The organism is Ruegeria atlantica, from assembly GCF_947495585.1.
In the GTDB taxonomy this organism is placed as follows: Bacteria; Pseudomonadota; Alphaproteobacteria; order Rhodobacterales; family Rhodobacteraceae; genus Ruegeria; species Ruegeria atlantica_G.
Genome location: NZ_CANLZK010000006.1, coordinates 159,328 through 175,876 on the forward strand (window position 1 = coordinate 159,328; position 16,549 = coordinate 175,876).

Below are 16,549 nucleotides of genomic sequence, written 5' to 3' on the forward strand. Positions count from 1 at the left end.
AGTAGGTCCTATTGGTAGATTTCAGGAAGCAAAGTGGTCGAAACCGCCGGAACGTAAGCAATCAGAAGAACCACGATCAGCATTGTTAATACGAATGGAATAGCACGGGCCGCAATCTTCAGAATGGACTCACCCGTAATGCCAGATACGACGAACAAGTTCAGGCCAAGCGGCGGCGTGATAAACCCGACACCCAGCGCGGTAATCATCATGATGCAGAACTGAATTTCGTTCATCCCGATGTTATCGGCCAACGGTTTAAGGATCGGGGCGAGTATCACGATGTTGGGGGTCGTTTCCATAACGCAGCCCGCAGCAATCAGGATACCGATCATCAGCAGGATCAGCAGGTACGGATCGTCGGTCAGCGAAGTGATCGAGGCGACGAACCCCTGCGGCACGCCCATGATCGCCAGTGCCTCGGCCAGGGGGGCTGAAAAGGCAATGATCGGCAGGATCACCCCGTTCACCTTGGCTGAGCTGACCAACATCGACGGAAAGTCGGCCAGTGTCAGGGTGCGCATGATGAAACCCATGATGATGGTGACAACCACGGCAGTAGCACCCGCCTCGGTCGGGGTCAGGCGACCCGAGAAGATGCCATAGAAGATAATCCCGGGCACAATAAAGGCGTACCAGCCGGATTTCAGGGCTTTGCCCAAATTGGCCAGCCACTCGCCCATCGTCATCAAGCCGCCACCCTCATAGGCGTAAAGACGGTTCATGATGATGTTGGTGATCAGGATCGAAACCAGAATGGCCAGACCTGGAATCAGGGCGGCCAGAAACAGGGTCGAAGCAGAAATCCCCAGCACTAGACCGATGATGATGTAGGCAATCGAGGGCGGGATCAGGATACCGGTACAAGCCCCGGCCGCGACCAAGGCGCAGGCGTAGGGGCGCGGATACCCGCTTTCGACCAACCGGTTGATGGTCATGCGACCGACAGCGGCCGCGCCAGCGGCATCCGAACCCGAAATGGCGGCGAACATGCCGCAAACCAGAACGGTGGCCGAGCCAAACCCGCCTTTGGCGAAGCAAGTCAGCGCCTCAGCCACATCCAGGAATTTACGTGACAAACCGGTACGGACCAGCACGTCACCTGTCAGGATAAACAGCGGCACGGCAGTCAGGGCAAAGGCGTCGATCCCGGTAAACAGGCTCTCGCCCACCAGACTAAGCGGTAGATCGCCCGACATGACCAACATGACGATGGCAGCAGAACCAATCGCTGCCCACACCGGAACAGCCATGGCGATCAGAACAACGAACAGAATGACGGGCAGGTAGAAATCCCAGCCCAGTTCTACGGTTTGATTGAGAGTGTTCCAGAGCATCTCAGATCCCCTCAGTCAAACAGCTTGTCACCTTCGAAGACGGGCGTGCCGTCGCGAAGGGATTTGATGTCACGCAAAAACGATTGGATCAGCCGCCAGATCATCAGCGCAAAGCCGGTCGGCACCGCCATCAGGAACCAGACTTTGGACACCCGGAGGCCATCAGTCACTGACCCGAACTTGGCCGAGACGTGAACCGCCTCATATGACCAGTAGAGCGCGATCACAGCGACTGCGAACATCACCAGATCGCCGAAGATGTACAGCAGGGCCTTGGGACGCGGCCCGAGGTAATGCATGACGACATCAATACGGATATGCGCCCGCTCTTTGATCGCTGCCGCAGCACCGATCCAAGCCAGATAGATGAAGGAATATCGGACGATTTCTTCTCCCCAGATCGAGGAATAAGCGAAGATCTCACGCCGCAGAACCTCGATGGCCATGGTGATGACCAGCATCACGTAGAACACCAGCAGCAGCCAACGCTCGGCGTTGCGATCAATATTTCGGAGTAAGGTCATCGTGTTCCCTCGGCGACAGAACAGTCAGGCGCGGCCTTCTGTTTCGGGCCCTTTCAGGCCTGACTGCTATTGAGTGATTGCGGACGTCTAAAAGACGCCCGCCGGATTAGGTCATGCGTCGTGGACGTAGTACTTGCCCTGCGTCCCGGCCGCCTCGACAAGTTTTTCAAAGGCGTCCATCGACCCCGCCAGCTCTGTCTTAAACGGATCCCAATCGGCGTTTTGATAGCCGCCAACGCTTTCCCATTCAGCCAGTTGATCCGCGTTAAGCGAATGGAACTCCACTCCGGCCTTGTTCAGTTCGGCCATGGCAAAGGCACGGGCCGAGGGAACTTTGGAAAGGTTCTGATGGCTGGTCATTTCCGAACCCCACATGATGCCTTCCTGAACGTCTGGCGGCATCGAATTGAACCATTCGAGGTTACACGAATAAACCTGACTGTCCGGAACGGCCTGCGTAAAGGTCACGTGGCTGAGGATGTCCTTGAAGCCAAACACATACAGCGCTCCGACCGACGGATCGAGCGCATCCGCAACACCCTGTTTGATCGCCGAGGGGGTTTCACCCCAAGCAACAGGCGTCGGGTTTGCACCGACCATGCGGTAGTACTGCTGCAGCATTTTCGAGCCGGGCACGCGGAATTTCACACCGCTCATGTCACCGGGCGTGATGATTGCATTACCACCCTGACGTACGGCAACGACGCGCGGGTCGATCACCACATAGAACAGTGCCTTGAACCCGGCGGCCTCGACTTTGGGGTGAACTTCGTTCTGCCATGTGTCGGAATGCACAAGGTTGGTGAACCGCTGGTTCGAACCGCACAGATACGGCATGTTGATAAGGTCAACGGTCGACGCGAATGGTGCGAAGTTGGACAGCGAATGCTGCGCTGCCTGAATCGTCCCGCCCTGCACCTTCTGCACCAAGGCACCACCGGCACCCAGCTGACCACCAGGCGCAAGCTTGACGTACACTTTGCCGTTTGTTGCGTTTTGGATGTTTTCTTTCAGATCAAGCTGCATGATCGGGTAGCTACGTGACGCACCCAGCACATATGCGGTCGCGACCGTCATGACGTGGTCCGCTGCCTTTTCACGCTCGCTTTCTTCTTTGGCTGTCTGCGCCACAGCTTCGGACGACCACAGGACGCCACCGGCACCTGCAACCAGCGCAGCAGTGAATGAACCACTGGCGCTGAGCTTCAGGAAATTACGACGTTCGACGGACGCCAGTTCATTTCTATCGTTTTTCATTAAGTGCCCTCCCAAGCAAAAAATCAGCCATCGCTTTTTGCGTCGCGAGCGGCTTCCTTTTTTAGAATTGCGACAACGAACAGGATCGACGCCGCGAACAGAACCAACATCTCTCCGACATCACCAAGAAAGGCGCTGTTTGCAAAAGCCCCCAGCGCCACGTTCGCAAAATAAATGACAAACACGAGTGCGGACGCAGCAAGAAACATCTCTTGGACTCCCTTTTCAGATTCGGCCCAACGTCATTTGTAAGCGCTTACATGCAAAATGCAAGCGCTTACATAATTGCTTTCCTATCACCGCAGTTGAGTTTAGAGTTATCAGCAAAAGCAAATTGCGAGTTTGGAAATGGCGAAACCCCGGTCGGTGCCGACACTGGATGATGTGGCAAAAATGGCAGGTGTTTCGACGGCCACTGTGTCGCGTTGCCTCAACAGTCCGGACCGGGTGGTCGAAGCGACCCGTGAACGCGTGCAGTCCGCAGTTGATGCGCTTGGGTACACGCCAAACTTTGCAGCCCGCGTAATGGCGGCCAAACGGTCGTTCACCATCGGCGCGATCATTCCAACCATGGAAAACGCGATTTTTGCGCGAGGCCTTCAGGCCTTTCAGGAGGAACTGCACCAGCGCGGCTATACGCTTTTGGTTTCAAGTTCGGCCTACAAACCGGAAATCGAAGAAGAACAAATCCGGACCTTGATTGCGCGTGGGGCTGACGGGTTGCTGCTAATCGGGCATGACCGCGATCCCGAGATCTATGGCTTTCTGGACCAGCGCAATATTCCCGCTTTGGTCGCCTGGTCATATCTGCCGGACTCCAAACTGCCTTCGGTCGGCTTTGACAATCGCGCGGCGATGTTCGACCTCGCTAGTCACGTTATCGGGTTGGGGCACACTCGGATTGGCGTGATCTCTGCTCGCGTTGACGGAAATGACCGCGCCCGTCTCAGGGTTCAGGGCATCCGAGAAGCAGTGGCTGATCGTGGGCTTGTGGCCAACAATCTGACCGTTATCGAAACGTCGTATGAAATCGAAAACGGTGCCAAAGCCTTTAGCGACCTGATGAACGCCGCCACGCCGCCGACAGCAATCCTGTGTGGTAATGACGTGTTAGCCGTTGGTGCTTTGCGACAGGCGCAAAAAATGGGACTCAATGTACCCGGCGATGTTTCTATCACGGGCTTCGATGATATCGAACTGGCCCGGATCGTCTCCCCGGCTCTGACCACAGTGCATGTCCCTCACCGTGAAATGGGGCATAAAGCAGCCCTGCAATTGATTGAGATGGTCGAGAACCACACCGCAGGGACTGGCGAACAACTGGCGACGAGAATTGTAAATCGACCGTCGCTTGGCAAGCCCGCGCCGGGCTAAGCCGCCTCCCCCTCCATCGTGCGGAAGTCGTCTTTCAACCAAGGATGCTTGGCGCACATTGGGCGCGTAAAATGTTGCCGGATCAGTTTCATCATAACTTTCTGGATCAATTCCGAGGTCGTCACGGGATACACTTCGGTCGTGAACAGCGACACGGTTCGCACGAAGTTTCTGCCGGGAAACGGCATTGCTTTGACGCTGTTATGGAACCGCTGAGTCCGATGAAAACAGGCGGCCGTTGTGATAGCCCAACCGCTACCCTGGGCCACCAAACCGATAATGGACTGATTGCACTCCAGTTCGAACCTGTTCGGCAAACTGAACTTGCTACGCGCCAGTTGGATCTCGATTTGCTTCCCGATCACATAGTCCCGAGAATATCGCAACAGGGGTAGATCCGCGTCCGGGTGAAACAACTCTTCGGGCGACCCTTCAAAACTGTTGGGAAGCACGACCAAAAACGGGTCGCGCATCAATGGGTACTCGATCAACCCTTCGGTTCGTCCCGGTGGTCGGGTGGCAACGCCCACATCCAGTTTGTGTTCCTGTAGCTTGGAGAGGATTTCGTGACTCGGACGCGTATAGTGACGAAAATTGCAGCGCGGCAATGCCTGCGCCAGAAACCGGACCATATCAGGCGCGATCTGGTTGTCGAAATCGTCAATAAGCGCCAATCGCAAGTCGGTCGCGTGTTGCCAGTTGCCCGTTCGGATTTCGGCCTCGCCCCGCTTTAGAACAGTCAAACCGTCGCGGACGTACCGCGCAAAGACCTCGCCCGCGGGTGTCAGGCCCATGGGTCTGCGCCCATGATCAACCAGCTCGATTCCAAGCGTATTCTCCAAGCTGCGCAGGTGGTTCGAGACTGTGCTGATCGACAGACCCGTTTCGGACGCGACCTGTTGGATCGATCCGGATTTGGCGATCAATTGGAAGATTTCCAACCATCTCAGGCTCAGCGATTTGGACATGGGTGCCAATCATTGTTTCGATTTGCTCGAAACTAGCCAAGCAAAGATTTGACCGCACGGCAATGCTGAATTTGACTTTGGGTTCAGGCTTACGCCCTCATCCGGTCAAAGCCCGGGTCATAAGGGCATGGCGGAATGACCGTTGCGTGCACCCTTTGCCCGCAGCTTTCCAATTCCATTTCGGAGCCTATATCCGTGTACACGGGGTCGACAAATGCATGCGCTAGGTTCAGCCCGGTGCGGTGCCCCCATTCGCCTGACGTGACGGTGCCGACCACCTGATCCCCCAGCATCAAGGACGCTCCGGGATGTGCAGGACCCAGGGTCGAGGAGACCTGAAGTGCGGCAAGCTTTTTGCGAGGCCCTTCCGATTGCCGTTCCATCAACGCGTCGCGCCCGACAAAATCACCCCTATTCAATCGGACGAACCTGTCCAATCCGGTTTCAAACGGATCGAACTCGGTGATCAGGTCTGCTTTCCAATGAAGAAAGCTCTTCTCCATCCGCATCGATTCAACGGCCCGCGCTCCGAACAGTTTCAACCCGTGCGCCTCACCTGCTTGCCGTAACGCCAGATAGGCCGCGTAGAGCGAAGCGTTGGGCACGTGTATCTCATAAGCCAATTCACCGGAAAAGCTGAGGTTCATGACTGTAGCCGGGGCGATGCCAACAAAGCACTCGCGCACACTGAGCCATGGGAAAACCTCGGCCGACCAATAACCGCGCGCGCAGGCCGATAAGACGTCTCGCGCCTTCGGGCCAGCGAGCACCAATATGGTTTGATCATTTGTCAGACTGCGCAAATGAACGTCTTCATCGCCGTGCATGTGCTGACGCAGCCAATCCATGTCATGAAATTCGCTTGCTGCGGCTGAGCCATACCAGACGCGCGCCTCCCCCCGGTCGCTGGCCGGTAAATTGGCGATCGTAGCCTCGGCTTTGATCATACCATGATGGTTCAGCAGGTACCCTAGCCCAACACGCCCCTCGCGCCGGGTCACAAGCCCGCAGAACATCCGGTCCAGAAAAGCATGCCGGTCGTTTCCAGTGATTTCGATCCGATTGAACCCGTTCACCTCCGCCAGTCCAACACCCGATTGCACATTCCGAACCTCAGCGGCGACGACGTCAAATGTTTCGTCAAAACCGAAACTATGCGTCGGCGTAAACTCGGGCGAGGGTTTGATATAATCCACCCTCTCCCACCCGTTGACCACGGTGAACTCGGCCCCTTCCGCCGCCAGCACCGGCGTCAGAGGTGTGGTCTTGGCGGGACGCCCTGCAGGGCGATGTTCATGCGGAAAGTGGAACCGGAATTCGTTTTGATAATCTTCGATGGCCTTGAGCGCGGTCAATTCGACATTTGCATGACCAGTGAACCGCCGGGGATCGAGGCACCACGTATCGTAACAAGCCTCACCATGCACGATCTGCTGGGCCAGCAACCACCCATGCCCGCCACCTTCGCCCAGCCCCGCGCGCAGACCGATAATACAAAAGGCGTTACGTTTGCCAGGGATTGGCCCCACCAGCGGAGCCCCGTCGATCGTATAAGTAATCGGCCCATTGACCACGGTGTGAATGCCAACCTCCATCAGCGCGGGCATCCGCGCGAATGCACCCTCCAACACGTCCGTCACGCGATCCAAATCGTCGGGGCAAAGGGCATTCACAAAGTTCGGATCAATCCCGTCCATACCCCAGGTCTTGCAGTCCTGTTCGTAAAACCCAAGCAACAGCCCGTTCTTTTCCTGTCTGCAGTAATAGTCGCTGATCGGACAACGCAGCAGCGGCATTCGGTGACCCGCGTCGCGTATCGCTTGAATCTCTTCGGTCAGGAAGTACTGGTGCTCCATTGACGAAACAGGATGATGAACGCCCATCATGGCGCCGACTTCGTTGACGCGATATCCGCAGGCGTTGACCACGATGTCACAGTCGATGTCACCATGCTCTGTCTGCACAGTCCAGGTGTCGTCGTTGTGCTGCACCAGACCCGTCACTGGTGTATTCCGATAAACTTCTGCCCCGGCCTTGCGTGCCCGGCGCGCCAAGGCCTGACACAGCTGAGCAGGGTCAATATCCCCGTCCAGCGGATCCCACAGCCCGCCAATAAGGTTGTCGGTCGAAATCAGAGGGTGGCGGCGGGCGCATTCGTCCGCGTCAATCACCTCGAAGTGCACATCCATACCCCGCGCCATGGATGCAAAGTGGCGATAGCCCTGCATCTGGCCTTCGGTGTTGGCGAGGCGTATCCCCCCATCCCCGTGGTGGTAGTTGATCGGATAATCCGGATCGTCGGCTAACTCCTTGTACAATTGGATTGAGTGCGTTTTCAGGCCCACCATCGTCTGGTTCATGCCAAAGTTCGTCACCTGCGCGGCCGAATGCCATGTCGTGCCCGAGGTCAATTCGTTCCGTTCGACCAGCACCACGTCGGTCCACCCCTCTTGCGTCAAATGATAGAGGGTCGAACATCCGGCGATGCCGCCACCTATCACAACGACTTTGGTACGCGACTTCATTGGCTTTGCTCCGTAAAATTTCGTCCAAGTCTTGCGGAAGAAAAGGCTGGGACGACAACTGCGCAGATGCCGGTGCAGGAAAATCGAAACTGCGATTTCGGATTCTGAAAACGGCAATTCGCCTTTGATGCCGGGATGTTCCGCCCCTTACGGTGCAGGAAAGTGAAAAAAGGAATTGGACCGGATGTCATCAGAGGGTTCTAAACGCAGCGGCCGAAAAGCGCGGCATGCCCAGCGCGCCGCCAAACCGGTCGTTGACCCCTGCCCACCCGGCCAGAAGGGCGGCGCGTATAAACCTCTGAGCCAACGCGAGATCGAACAGATATACGACACGGCACTGCGGCTGCTCGAGCGTTTGGGCATGGGAAACGTGCCAGACAGATTGGCGGCAGACCTCAAAGCCGCAGGTGCGCAGGCGGGTCAACAAGACCGGTTGCTGTTCCCGCGTGAAATGGTTCAGCGCGCAATCGATACAGCCCCCAAAAGTTTCGTGTTGCATGGCCGGGACGAAAACCGCTCGATCGAGGTTGGCGGCGACCGCGTGTATTTCGGCACGGGTGGCGCCGCCGTTCAAACGCTGGACATCGATAGCGGCCTTTATCGCCCCTCTACCTTGGCGGATTTGCACGACTTCACCCGATTGCAGGACACGCTGGCCAATGTCAGCTGGTTCACCCGATGCTGCGTGGCCACAGATGTACCTGATGTATTCGATCTGGACTTCAACACAGCCTACGCTCTTGTGCGCAATACGACCAAACCAGTGGCAACATCGTTTACCCTGGCCGAACATGTAGGCCCCATTGTCGAGATGCTGGATATCGTCGCCGGAGGGCCGGGTGAATTCGCCAAACGTCCCTTTCTGAAAGCTCATATCAGCCCGGTGATTTCGCCACTGCGGTATGGGGAAGATGCGGTTGATGTCGTCTATGAATGCGTCGCCCACAACATCCCAATGTCGTGCATCACGGCGGCGCAGGCCGGCGCCACGGCCCCGGCAACTTTGGCCGGGTTTTTGGCGCAATCGCTGGCCGAGACATTGGCCAGCCTTGTCATGGTCTACGCTATCAGACCCGGATTTCCGATGGTGTTTTCCAATTGGCCTTTCATCGTAGACCTCAGGACCGGGTCTTTTGCCGGCGGCAGCGGAGAGACGGCTGTTTTGAACGCCGCCTCAGCGCAGATCACGAACTGGTTAGGCCTGCCCTCGGGCGTAGCCGCGTCCATGACCGACGCAAAGGCCATCGACGCACAATATGGCCTGGAAAAAGGCATGACCTCGCTTGCGGCGGCCTTGGCCGGGGGCAACCTGATCTATGAAAGCTCGGGAATGACCGCATCCTTGTTAGGCGCAAGTTTCGAGGGGTTTGTTCTGGACAACGAAATGCACTCACACACTTATCGGGCGCTGCGCGGAATTGAGGTGAGCGAGGAAAACCTGGGTTTTGACGCCATCTGCCATTCTGTTCTGGGTGACGGGCATTTCTTGGGAAGCGCGCAGACCTATGCGGCGATGGAGCGGGACTACTTTTACCCCGAACTCGCCGATCGACAAGAGCCCCACACGTGGCAAAACGATGGTGCCAAAGACGCATGGTCATCTGCCCGGCATCACGCCAAAGAAGTTCTGGCCAGCCATCACCCAGAAAATTTGAGCGCCGAACAGGATGCCGAAATCCGGAAACGTTTCCGCATTCTGATATAAAAGCCACAGAGCATTCCCAACACTTCATTGGGCCGCTAGGGTCCAATGGGAATTGCGCGAAGGATAAGGCCATGACCGATTCATTTTTTCAGCCGGTATCGGCGATGGAGCTGGCCCGGTTTGCCGGCATCCCCTCGTTCATGCGTTTGCCCAGCCTGGGCCTGGATCACGAACGGATTTTGGATGTTCAGGTCGGTCTCATCGGCATCCCGTGGGATGGCGGCACCACCAATCGCCCCGGCGCGCGGCATGGTCCGCGACAATTGCGGGACTATTCCACGATGATCCGCGCGATGAACCCAGTCACAGGCGTCGCGCCGTTCTCAATGGTCAATTGCGCCGATCTTGGCGACGTTGCGCCCAATCCGGTTGATATCGAAGATACTCTGAACCGGGTTACGGATTTCTACTCAACCCTACAGGCAAAAGGCATTGTTCCGCTCACCGCTGGCGGGGACCACCTGACCACCCTGCCCGTTTTGCGTGCGCTTGCCGCCGCAGGCCCTGTCGGCCTGATCCAGTTCGACAGCCACACGGACCTGTTCGACAGCTATTTTGGCGGCCACAAGTTCACCCACGGCACCCCGTTTCGCCGCGCGGTAGAAGAAGGATTGGTCGACCCAAAACGCTTTGTTCAGGTTGGCATCCGGGGCACTGCGTACAACACCGAAGACATCGAATGGGGCGAGGCACAGGGTATCCGCATCATCCGTATCGAAGAACTGTTCGATCGGGGCATTAACGACGTGATGGCCGAAGTGCGCGGTATCGTTGGAAAAGCACCAACCTATTGCACCTATGACATTGATTTTGTTGACCCAACCTACGCCCCGGGCACCGGAACGCCCGAGATCGGCGGACCAAACAGTTTTCAGGCGCAGCAGGTCATCCGCCGGATGTCTGGTATCAACCTGATTGGCGCTGATCTGGTCGAAGTATCGCCCCCATTCGATCCGAACGGAGGCACCGCGTGGCTGGGCATTTCGCTGATGTTCGAACTGCTCTGCGTTTTGGCGCAGGCTGTGGACGCACGGCGCTAGCTGGCGTTTTCGGCGATCATTGAAATCATTTCGAACATCACCGCAGCTGCCGTTAGCGCGGTGATGTTGTTCGGGCTGTCCTTGGTTGGCATCATGCAGACGACGTCCCCGCCCACAATGTTCAACCCGCGCGCGGCGCGCAGAATGCCGACAGCCTCGTCAATATCGAAACCCTTCTCGCCCGGTTCCAGATTGGACACGGCAGGCGCGACAGTGGGATCAAGGCAATCCAGATCGAACGTGATATAGACCGGGCGGTCCCCCAGCACTTCTTTGGTCTGAGCCACGACGTCTTCCAACCCGCGCTGGCGAAACTCACGCATGGTGACGATGTTGTAGCCATAGTCGTAGGACGGCTGCAGCCAGTCCAAGCTTCGCGGATGGCCCCTAAGTCCGATTTGCATGGATCGCGTGGGGTCGACCTGCCCCTGATCCGCCAGATACGCGCCCCAATGGGCCGCTGATTTCTTCGCCCCCAGGAAATGATCGACCTTGGTGAAGACGTCCGTATGCGCGTCCAAATGCAGAAAGCTGACAGGCTCTCCACCAGCCAGTTTACCGCGACCCAGCGCTTGCACGATCCCGCCAGTGATGGAGTGGTCGCCGCCAATCGACACCGGGCGCGCACCGGCTGCATCGATGTCTTTGTAAAAAGCCGTAATCCGTTCGATGCAGTCTTCGTTATCGTTTGCCCGCGGAAATGGAACGTCGCCTACATCTGCAATCTTCGCACAATTCCACGGATCAATTTCAAACACCGAATGTACCCGCCGCTGTACGGCAGAGACATGCCGCAAAGCACGCGGGCCCAAATGCTGATCCCGCTCGGTTGTGCCGTTGCCTGCCGAATGCGGCACTCCGACCAAAGCGATGTCCTGCCCTTCGGGACCTTGATTGGGGCACCGAAATAGGGTCGGTATCCCCCACCAATATAGATTGTCCATCATAGACTGTTCGTAACGGTCGGTCATCTGCGTCTCCGGTGAAAGAAAAACACCCCCGATGTGAACCGGGGGCGTTTGCGTTCAGAGTTTCTCGTCTTCTCGGCGGAAGGCACCTTGAACGATACGGTCCATGACCATGGCCAGGAACAGGATGGCGAACCCACCCAGCAGACCCGGACCTTTGGCAGCGTATTGCAGCGCCTCAAGGATTTCCTTGCCCAGACCTCCACCGCCGATCAGCGAGATAATCACCACCATCGACAAGCACATCAGAATGGTCTGGTTCACGCCGGTCATGATCGACGGCAGGGCAAGCGGGATCTCAACATCCTTGAGCAACTGCCATTTCGATGCGCCAAAGGCCACGGCAGCCTCTTTGATGCTTTCCGGAACCCCGCGCATCCCCAGCGCGGTCAAGCGAATGACCGGCGGCATGCCAAAGATGATCGTCGCCAGAATGCCCGGCGGGTTGCCTGTGCCAAAGAAAGCGATGATTGGGATCAAGTAGACAAACGCAGGCAATGTCTGCATCAGGTCCAACACCGGCTCGGCCGCCCGGTAGGCGCGCTTGGATTTGCCGAACCAGATGCCTAGCGGAATGCCAAAAACCACGCATAACAGCACCGCCGCGCCCACCAAGGCCACGGTTTCCATCGCCACATCCCAATACCCCAGAAGCGCGATATAGGCCAACGAAGACGCGGTGAAGATTGCCACCCTTGGCCCTGCCGCGCGCCACGCGGTCACACAGATCACCAACATCACAACTGGCCACGGGGAACCGATCAATGCCACCGTCAACGCATCCAGAACAGATCGCACACCCGCCACGATACCGTCGAATACATCCCCGCCAGCTGCGGCGGCTGCATCTATCTGCGCCTCCATCCAGCTTGCCAAGTTTGAGAACAACGTTCCGTTGCCTTCGCCCAATATCATCGCGGAGACTTCCTGCTCGGGAAATGCATCCAACAATGGGAGTGAGGCGTTGACGGTGAATTTGTACACGATCAGTGGGCCAATTGCGGCCACCAAAACAGCACCCAGAACAGTGTTGCGGGTCGAGCGGCCGCTTTCGGTGCTGGCAGGATCTGTCCGCCAATTCGAGTACTGCTTTTCGTACACGCGGTCCGCATAAAAACCTTGCGCAAGCTTGAAAACCAACAACATCAACAGGCCTGTAACCATGATGCCAAACGCCTCAGACTGGGCGGACGCCGCTTTCTCAAAACTGGCATCTGCGGCCTTCTGGATATTCGCTGCCAACTTGTTGAACCGGTCAATGTCCGCCTTTTCGGTGGCCGCAGTCGCACGTTCCAATAGCTCGTTCGCGCGGGTCTGCTGACGTTCAGCCCGTTCGGCCAGATCAGCGCCGGGGTTGCCCCAGGCACCGCGGCCGATCTGAACCCAGGCGATGATTTCCAGGATCAGGAAAGTCCAGAACATCCCCCAGATCGCGCGGGACGCAGACCAGAATGGTCCCAAAACAGCCGCCCAGATGTTGAAGGTATTGGGAATACCGCTGGTCGCGTCATGAATTTTGTGAAACGCGTTGACGTAGTAGTCGCCGTTTGGCCCGGTAAATTCGTGGATCGAGCGGTCCAGCGCCTCGCGGTCGACTTCGATATCCGAGGCGGCCGTGACTTTTACTTCCGTGGTTGCATCAGTCATTTTTGCCCCCCTGAATTCCGCGCAGCAAACGCGGTTTAGTGACCACGCCTACATCAGCGCCAGCATCGGTAATGATGACCGGAAGGTCCGTATTGACGGCAAGGTCGATCAACTGGTCCAAATCCGCCCCTTCATCCGCGCGTGGTGCGCCATCGGTCGGGCCAGAGTAACTTTCGATCGGCTCCATGATCGAATGCGCCTTGACCAGTTTCAGCTTGGAAATGCCCTGCACGAACTCTCGCACGTAATCGTCTGCCGGGTTCATGACGATATCTTCCGGCGTACCGATCTGCACAATGACACCGTCTTTCATGATGGCGATGCGATGGCCTATGCGAATGGCCTCGTCCAGATCGTGCGTGATGAACAGCGTCGTCTTTTTCAATTGCGCCACCAGTGCCTTGAACTGGTCCTGCAATTGCAGGCGGATCAGCGGATCAAGGGCTGAAAACGGCTCATCCATCAGCAGGATCTCGGGGTCCGAGGCCAGCGCGCGGGCAATCCCAACACGTTGCTGCATGCCGCCCGATAATTCTTTGGGCAGGCGGTCTTCGTAGCCTGTCAGGTCTACCAACCCTAAGGCGTGATCCGAAACCGCCCAGCGTTTCGATTTCGACACTTTGCGGATTTCCAGCGGGTAGGCGACATTATCGCGAACCGATCGGTGCGGCATCAGTGCCATGTGCTGAAACACCATCCCGATTTGCATGGCCCGAATGCGACGCAGCTCGGCCTCGGAAATCTTGGAGACATCCTGCCCCAGAATTTCGATTTTTCCGGCGGTCGGTTCGATCAGGCGATTGACGTGCCGTACCAGCGTTGATTTGCCAGAGCCTGACAGGCCCATGATGCAGAAAATCTCGCCCCTTGGCACTTCGAATGACGCGCCCTGCACGCCAACGACACAATTGAATCTTTCCAGAACTTCAGGCTTTCCGATGCCTTCATTCCGGACGGCTTCCATGGCTTCTTCGGCTTTTGCGCCAAAGATCTTCCAGACATCCGTCAGTTTAACGACTGTTTCGGTCATTTTTGTCCCTTTGGTGCAAAACAGGCCGCCGGGGCTGTCCCGACGGCCTGCCAGAGTTTCAATTCCGGTGGGCGTCAATCAATTTGACATCCAACCCAGAACGGCATCTTCGTTCGCACCGACCCATTCCTCGGCATAAGCCAAAGGCTCTTGGCCTTCGATCACCAATGCAAAGGTCATCGCCGAAACCGTGTCCGTATCCAGTTTCATGTTGGACAGCATGGTCGCCACTTCCGGATATTCTTCCTCAAGCGACTTTGCGAAGTGCAAATGCAGGTAGGCAAGATCCCAGGCAACGCCGGCCTCGGATTTTTCTAGCCAGTCCGGATCATCTGTGGGCTGCAGCACGTTCCACTTGGCTGCGTCGTACGCCGGTTCTTCCAGAATCTGCATGTCATGCAGGGCGAACACGTAATGCGGCGTGTAGCAGAACCCAACCCACGGCTCGCCAGCCTTGATTGCATTGTCGAGATTCGCGTAAGCCACTGTCTCATCGATTTCTGTCAGTTCAAAAACTTGGTCATAACCGTAGGATTTGGCCCGAATTTTTTCGACGTTGGTCGACGCCCATCCCGGCGCACCGATCCATAGCTCACCCTGCCCGTCACCGTTGCTGTCAAACAGCGCAGCATTGTCGGGGTTTGTCAGGTCCTCAATGGACGTAATGCCATGTGCTTCGGCGGTTGCCTTGTCGACGCACATACCCTGAAAGGCTTCAACGCCATTCGCGTTGAACGTAACCGTACCCTTATCTTTTACGTAGGTATCATGCAGGTTTTGCTGGTTGGGCATCCAAACTTCGGGGTGTACGTGCATGGCACCAGAGTCCATCGCCTCGAACACAATCGGGTTGGTGCCATTCTGAAGTTCAACCTCAAGACCGAGGTTCTGTTCGATCGCGACCTTCAAAATATGTGCCGTCGCATTTACCGAAGGCCAGTTCGGCACGCCGATCACGATATCAGCAGCAAGGGCGGGTCCAGCGATCACAGCGGATGCGCCTCCCAGTAACGTGGCTAATTTTTTCATTTGTGTCTCCATGTTGGACGTCTGCGGCGCTGTTTTTCTATGCCCGAGGGCCGTGGTGCACCTTGCAAACAAAGTCGGAAAGCCGATGCTCTCCCATTTTTGGGTCAGCCGCACGATGCGCCGACCCGGCAAGAAAAATTGAAACATGGTGACGCGTCACCCATCAAGCGTTACGTCCAAGAAGCACTCAAATTCGATATTATCATAGAAATGTTTCGGCTTTGTCGAAAATTGGCCGTGAACTCGTACTCTGCCATCAGGCAGCGCCCAGTTCCAGAATGTAAGCGACTGCCTCTTCTGTCAGATGCTTGAACCGCGCATGTTCACTGACATAGAGGCAGACCTGGCGCTGATCGGGCAAATCCGCAATTTCGCGAAACGCCGTCGCCTCGGGCATGAAACTTGCGACCGATTGCGGCAACACCGTTACCCAATCCCCGGTCTTGACCATTGTGATGAGGGAATGGGTGTTGTGAACAGTAACATCCGCCTGCGCCTCGGATGCCCGAAACTTGGGCGATTGAATCAGATCGCAGAGCGCGTTTCGTATAAACGGAAGTGTCAGGACTTCGTCAATTGTTGGCGTATTTGGCTGTCGTATCAAACGGTGATCAGAGGCGCATACCAGCCCAAACCTGTCTTCGAACAACGGAAGCGACCGAACTCCGTTCAGCGCGTGCTGACCTGAGGCGATGCCAATATCCGCTTTACCCTCAACCAGTGCGTCCAATACCTGCTGAGTGTCTGTGTCGCGCAATTCGACTTTTACTCCGGGAAAGCGTTCTGTGACATAGGCCAGAACCTTAGGAAAAATCAGCGCCGCAACCGATGGAACGGACGCGATGCGCAGCAACCCGTGCTCTGCTTTTGCTGCGGCCATGATATCCAAGACGGCCTGATCGAATTGGCGGACTTGTTTCAATGCCACTTCGAAAACCTGTAACCCCAACGGGGACAACTGGTTTTTGCGCTCTCCCTCAAAGAGCTTTTTGCCAAGATGATCCTCAAACTGCTTGAGGGTCATCGAGACCGCCGACTGAGTTCGGCCCAACCGGTCGGCCGCCTCGATCAGGTTGCCTGTTTGGGCAACCGTGCAAAAACACCGCAAGGTCTCGATCTTGATCGCCAAGCTTCACCTTTTTTGA

At 56.7% G+C, this 16,549-nt stretch carries 14 protein-coding genes; 3 read left to right on the plus strand and 11 right to left on the minus strand.

The annotated features are described in order from the left end of the window. Window positions 1–8: 8 nt before the first annotated feature. The 4 genes from QMP16_RS12820 to QMP16_RS12835 all read right to left on the minus strand — a co-directional run bounded on the left by QMP16_RS12820 (window position 9) and on the right by QMP16_RS12835 (window position 3,327). Window positions 9–1,337: a TRAP transporter large permease gene (locus tag QMP16_RS12820; RefSeq protein ID WP_058275421.1), complete on the minus strand. Its 1,329-nt coding sequence runs from the start codon at window positions 1,335–1,337 to the stop codon at window positions 9–11. Between the two features lie 11 nt (window positions 1,338–1,348). After that, the gene (locus tag QMP16_RS12825; RefSeq protein WP_282152685.1) at window positions 1,349–1,861 is read right to left on the minus strand and encodes a TRAP transporter small permease; all 513 of its coding nucleotides are present in this window, start codon (window positions 1,859–1,861) and stop codon (window positions 1,349–1,351) included. Window positions 1,862–1,972: 111 nt separating this feature from the next. Further along, window positions 1,973–3,118 (minus strand): TRAP transporter substrate-binding protein, encoded by a 1,146-nt coding sequence (locus tag QMP16_RS12830; protein ID WP_058275419.1) that lies wholly within the window; start codon window positions 3,116–3,118, stop codon window positions 1,973–1,975. 23 nt (window positions 3,119–3,141) lie between these two features. Further along, window positions 3,142–3,327 carry a hypothetical protein gene (locus tag QMP16_RS12835; RefSeq protein WP_282152686.1) on the minus strand — a complete coding sequence of 62 codons (186 nt, stop codon included), beginning with the start codon at window positions 3,325–3,327 and terminating at the stop codon, window positions 3,142–3,144. 139 nt (window positions 3,328–3,466) lie between these two features. Here QMP16_RS12835 and QMP16_RS12840 point away from each other — a divergent pair, with 139 nt between their 5' ends. After that, window positions 3,467–4,492, plus strand: a complete 1,026-nt coding sequence (locus QMP16_RS12840; RefSeq protein ID WP_282152687.1) for a LacI family DNA-binding transcriptional regulator — start codon at window positions 3,467–3,469, stop codon at window positions 4,490–4,492. On the opposite strand, the gene QMP16_RS12845 is transcribed toward QMP16_RS12840, so the two are convergent. Continuing rightward, window positions 4,489–5,460 (minus strand): LysR family transcriptional regulator, encoded by a 972-nt coding sequence (locus QMP16_RS12845; RefSeq protein ID WP_282152688.1) that lies wholly within the window; start codon window positions 5,458–5,460, stop codon window positions 4,489–4,491. The genes QMP16_RS12840 and QMP16_RS12845 overlap by 4 nt on opposite strands. Window positions 5,461–5,549: 89 nt before the next feature. After that, window positions 5,550–7,985 (minus strand): GcvT family protein, encoded by a 2,436-nt coding sequence (locus QMP16_RS12850; RefSeq protein ID WP_282152689.1) that lies wholly within the window; start codon window positions 7,983–7,985, stop codon window positions 5,550–5,552. A gap of 184 nt (window positions 7,986–8,169) precedes the next feature. On the opposite strand from QMP16_RS12850, the gene QMP16_RS12855 reads away from it, so the two are divergent. Both QMP16_RS12855 and QMP16_RS12860 read left to right on the plus strand, forming a co-directional pair. After that, window positions 8,170–9,690, plus strand: coding sequence for a trimethylamine methyltransferase family protein (locus QMP16_RS12855; protein ID WP_282152690.1), 1,521 nt, complete (start codon window positions 8,170–8,172; stop codon window positions 9,688–9,690). A 71-nt stretch (window positions 9,691–9,761) separates the two neighbouring features. Then, a complete protein-coding gene (locus tag QMP16_RS12860; RefSeq protein ID WP_282152691.1) occupies window positions 9,762–10,730 on the plus strand; it encodes an agmatinase in 969 nt (322 codons plus the stop codon). Here the strand turns inward: QMP16_RS12860 and QMP16_RS12865 are convergent. The 5 genes from QMP16_RS12865 to QMP16_RS12885 all read right to left on the minus strand — a co-directional run bounded on the left by QMP16_RS12865 (window position 10,727) and on the right by QMP16_RS12885 (window position 16,533). Then, a complete protein-coding gene (locus QMP16_RS12865) occupies window positions 10,727–11,701 on the minus strand; it encodes an arginase family protein (RefSeq protein WP_282152692.1) in 975 nt (324 codons plus the stop codon). The genes QMP16_RS12860 and QMP16_RS12865 overlap by 4 nt on opposite strands. A gap of 54 nt (window positions 11,702–11,755) precedes the next feature. Beyond that, the gene (locus tag QMP16_RS12870; protein ID WP_058275411.1) at window positions 11,756–13,345 is read right to left on the minus strand and encodes an ABC transporter permease; all 1,590 of its coding nucleotides are present in this window, start codon (window positions 13,343–13,345) and stop codon (window positions 11,756–11,758) included. Beyond that, a complete protein-coding gene (locus tag QMP16_RS12875) occupies window positions 13,338–14,375 on the minus strand; it encodes a quaternary amine ABC transporter ATP-binding protein (RefSeq protein WP_058275713.1) in 1,038 nt (345 codons plus the stop codon). The genes QMP16_RS12870 and QMP16_RS12875 overlap by 8 nt, the downstream gene beginning before the upstream one ends. Window positions 14,376–14,453: 78 nt before the next feature. Next, window positions 14,454–15,404, minus strand: a complete 951-nt coding sequence (locus QMP16_RS12880; protein ID WP_058279528.1) for a glycine betaine ABC transporter substrate-binding protein — start codon at window positions 15,402–15,404, stop codon at window positions 14,454–14,456. A gap of 256 nt (window positions 15,405–15,660) precedes the next feature. After that, window positions 15,661–16,533, minus strand: a complete 873-nt coding sequence (locus tag QMP16_RS12885) for a LysR family transcriptional regulator (RefSeq protein WP_058275410.1) — start codon at window positions 16,531–16,533, stop codon at window positions 15,661–15,663. Between the last annotated feature and the right edge of the window lie 16 nt (window positions 16,534–16,549).

Bases quoted from the DNA above. Each gene is read 5' to 3' on its own strand.
- QMP16_RS12845 (WP_282152688.1), bottom strand. From the start codon at position 5,460: ATGTCCAAATCGCTGAGCCTGAGATGGTTGGAAATCTTCCAATTGATC.
- QMP16_RS12855 (WP_282152690.1), top strand. From the start codon at position 8,170: ATGTCATCAGAGGGTTCTAAACGCAGCGGCCGAAAAGCGCGGCATGCC.
- QMP16_RS12825 (WP_282152685.1), bottom strand. From the start codon at position 1,861: ATGACCTTACTCCGAAATATTGATCGCAACGCCGAGCGTTGGCTGCTG.
- QMP16_RS12865 (WP_282152692.1), bottom strand. From the start codon at position 11,701: ATGACCGACCGTTACGAACAGTCTATGATGGACAATCTATATTGGTGG.
- QMP16_RS12850 (WP_282152689.1), bottom strand. From the start codon at position 7,985: ATGAAGTCGCGTACCAAAGTCGTTGTGATAGGTGGCGGCATCGCCGGA.
- QMP16_RS12870 (WP_058275411.1), bottom strand. From the start codon at position 13,345: ATGACTGATGCAACCACGGAAGTAAAAGTCACGGCCGCCTCGGATATC.
- QMP16_RS12840 (WP_282152687.1), top strand. From the start codon at position 3,467: ATGGCGAAACCCCGGTCGGTGCCGACACTGGATGATGTGGCAAAAATG.
- QMP16_RS12875 (WP_058275713.1), bottom strand. From the start codon at position 14,375: ATGACCGAAACAGTCGTTAAACTGACGGATGTCTGGAAGATCTTTGGC.
- QMP16_RS12820 (WP_058275421.1), bottom strand. From the start codon at position 1,337: ATGCTCTGGAACACTCTCAATCAAACCGTAGAACTGGGCTGGGATTTC.
- QMP16_RS12830 (WP_058275419.1), bottom strand. From the start codon at position 3,118: ATGAAAAACGATAGAAATGAACTGGCGTCCGTCGAACGTCGTAATTTC.
- QMP16_RS12835 (WP_282152686.1), bottom strand. From the start codon at position 3,327: ATGTTTCTTGCTGCGTCCGCACTCGTGTTTGTCATTTATTTTGCGAAC.
- QMP16_RS12860 (WP_282152691.1), top strand. From the start codon at position 9,762: ATGACCGATTCATTTTTTCAGCCGGTATCGGCGATGGAGCTGGCCCGG.
- QMP16_RS12880 (WP_058279528.1), bottom strand. From the start codon at position 15,404: ATGAAAAAATTAGCCACGTTACTGGGAGGCGCATCCGCTGTGATCGCT.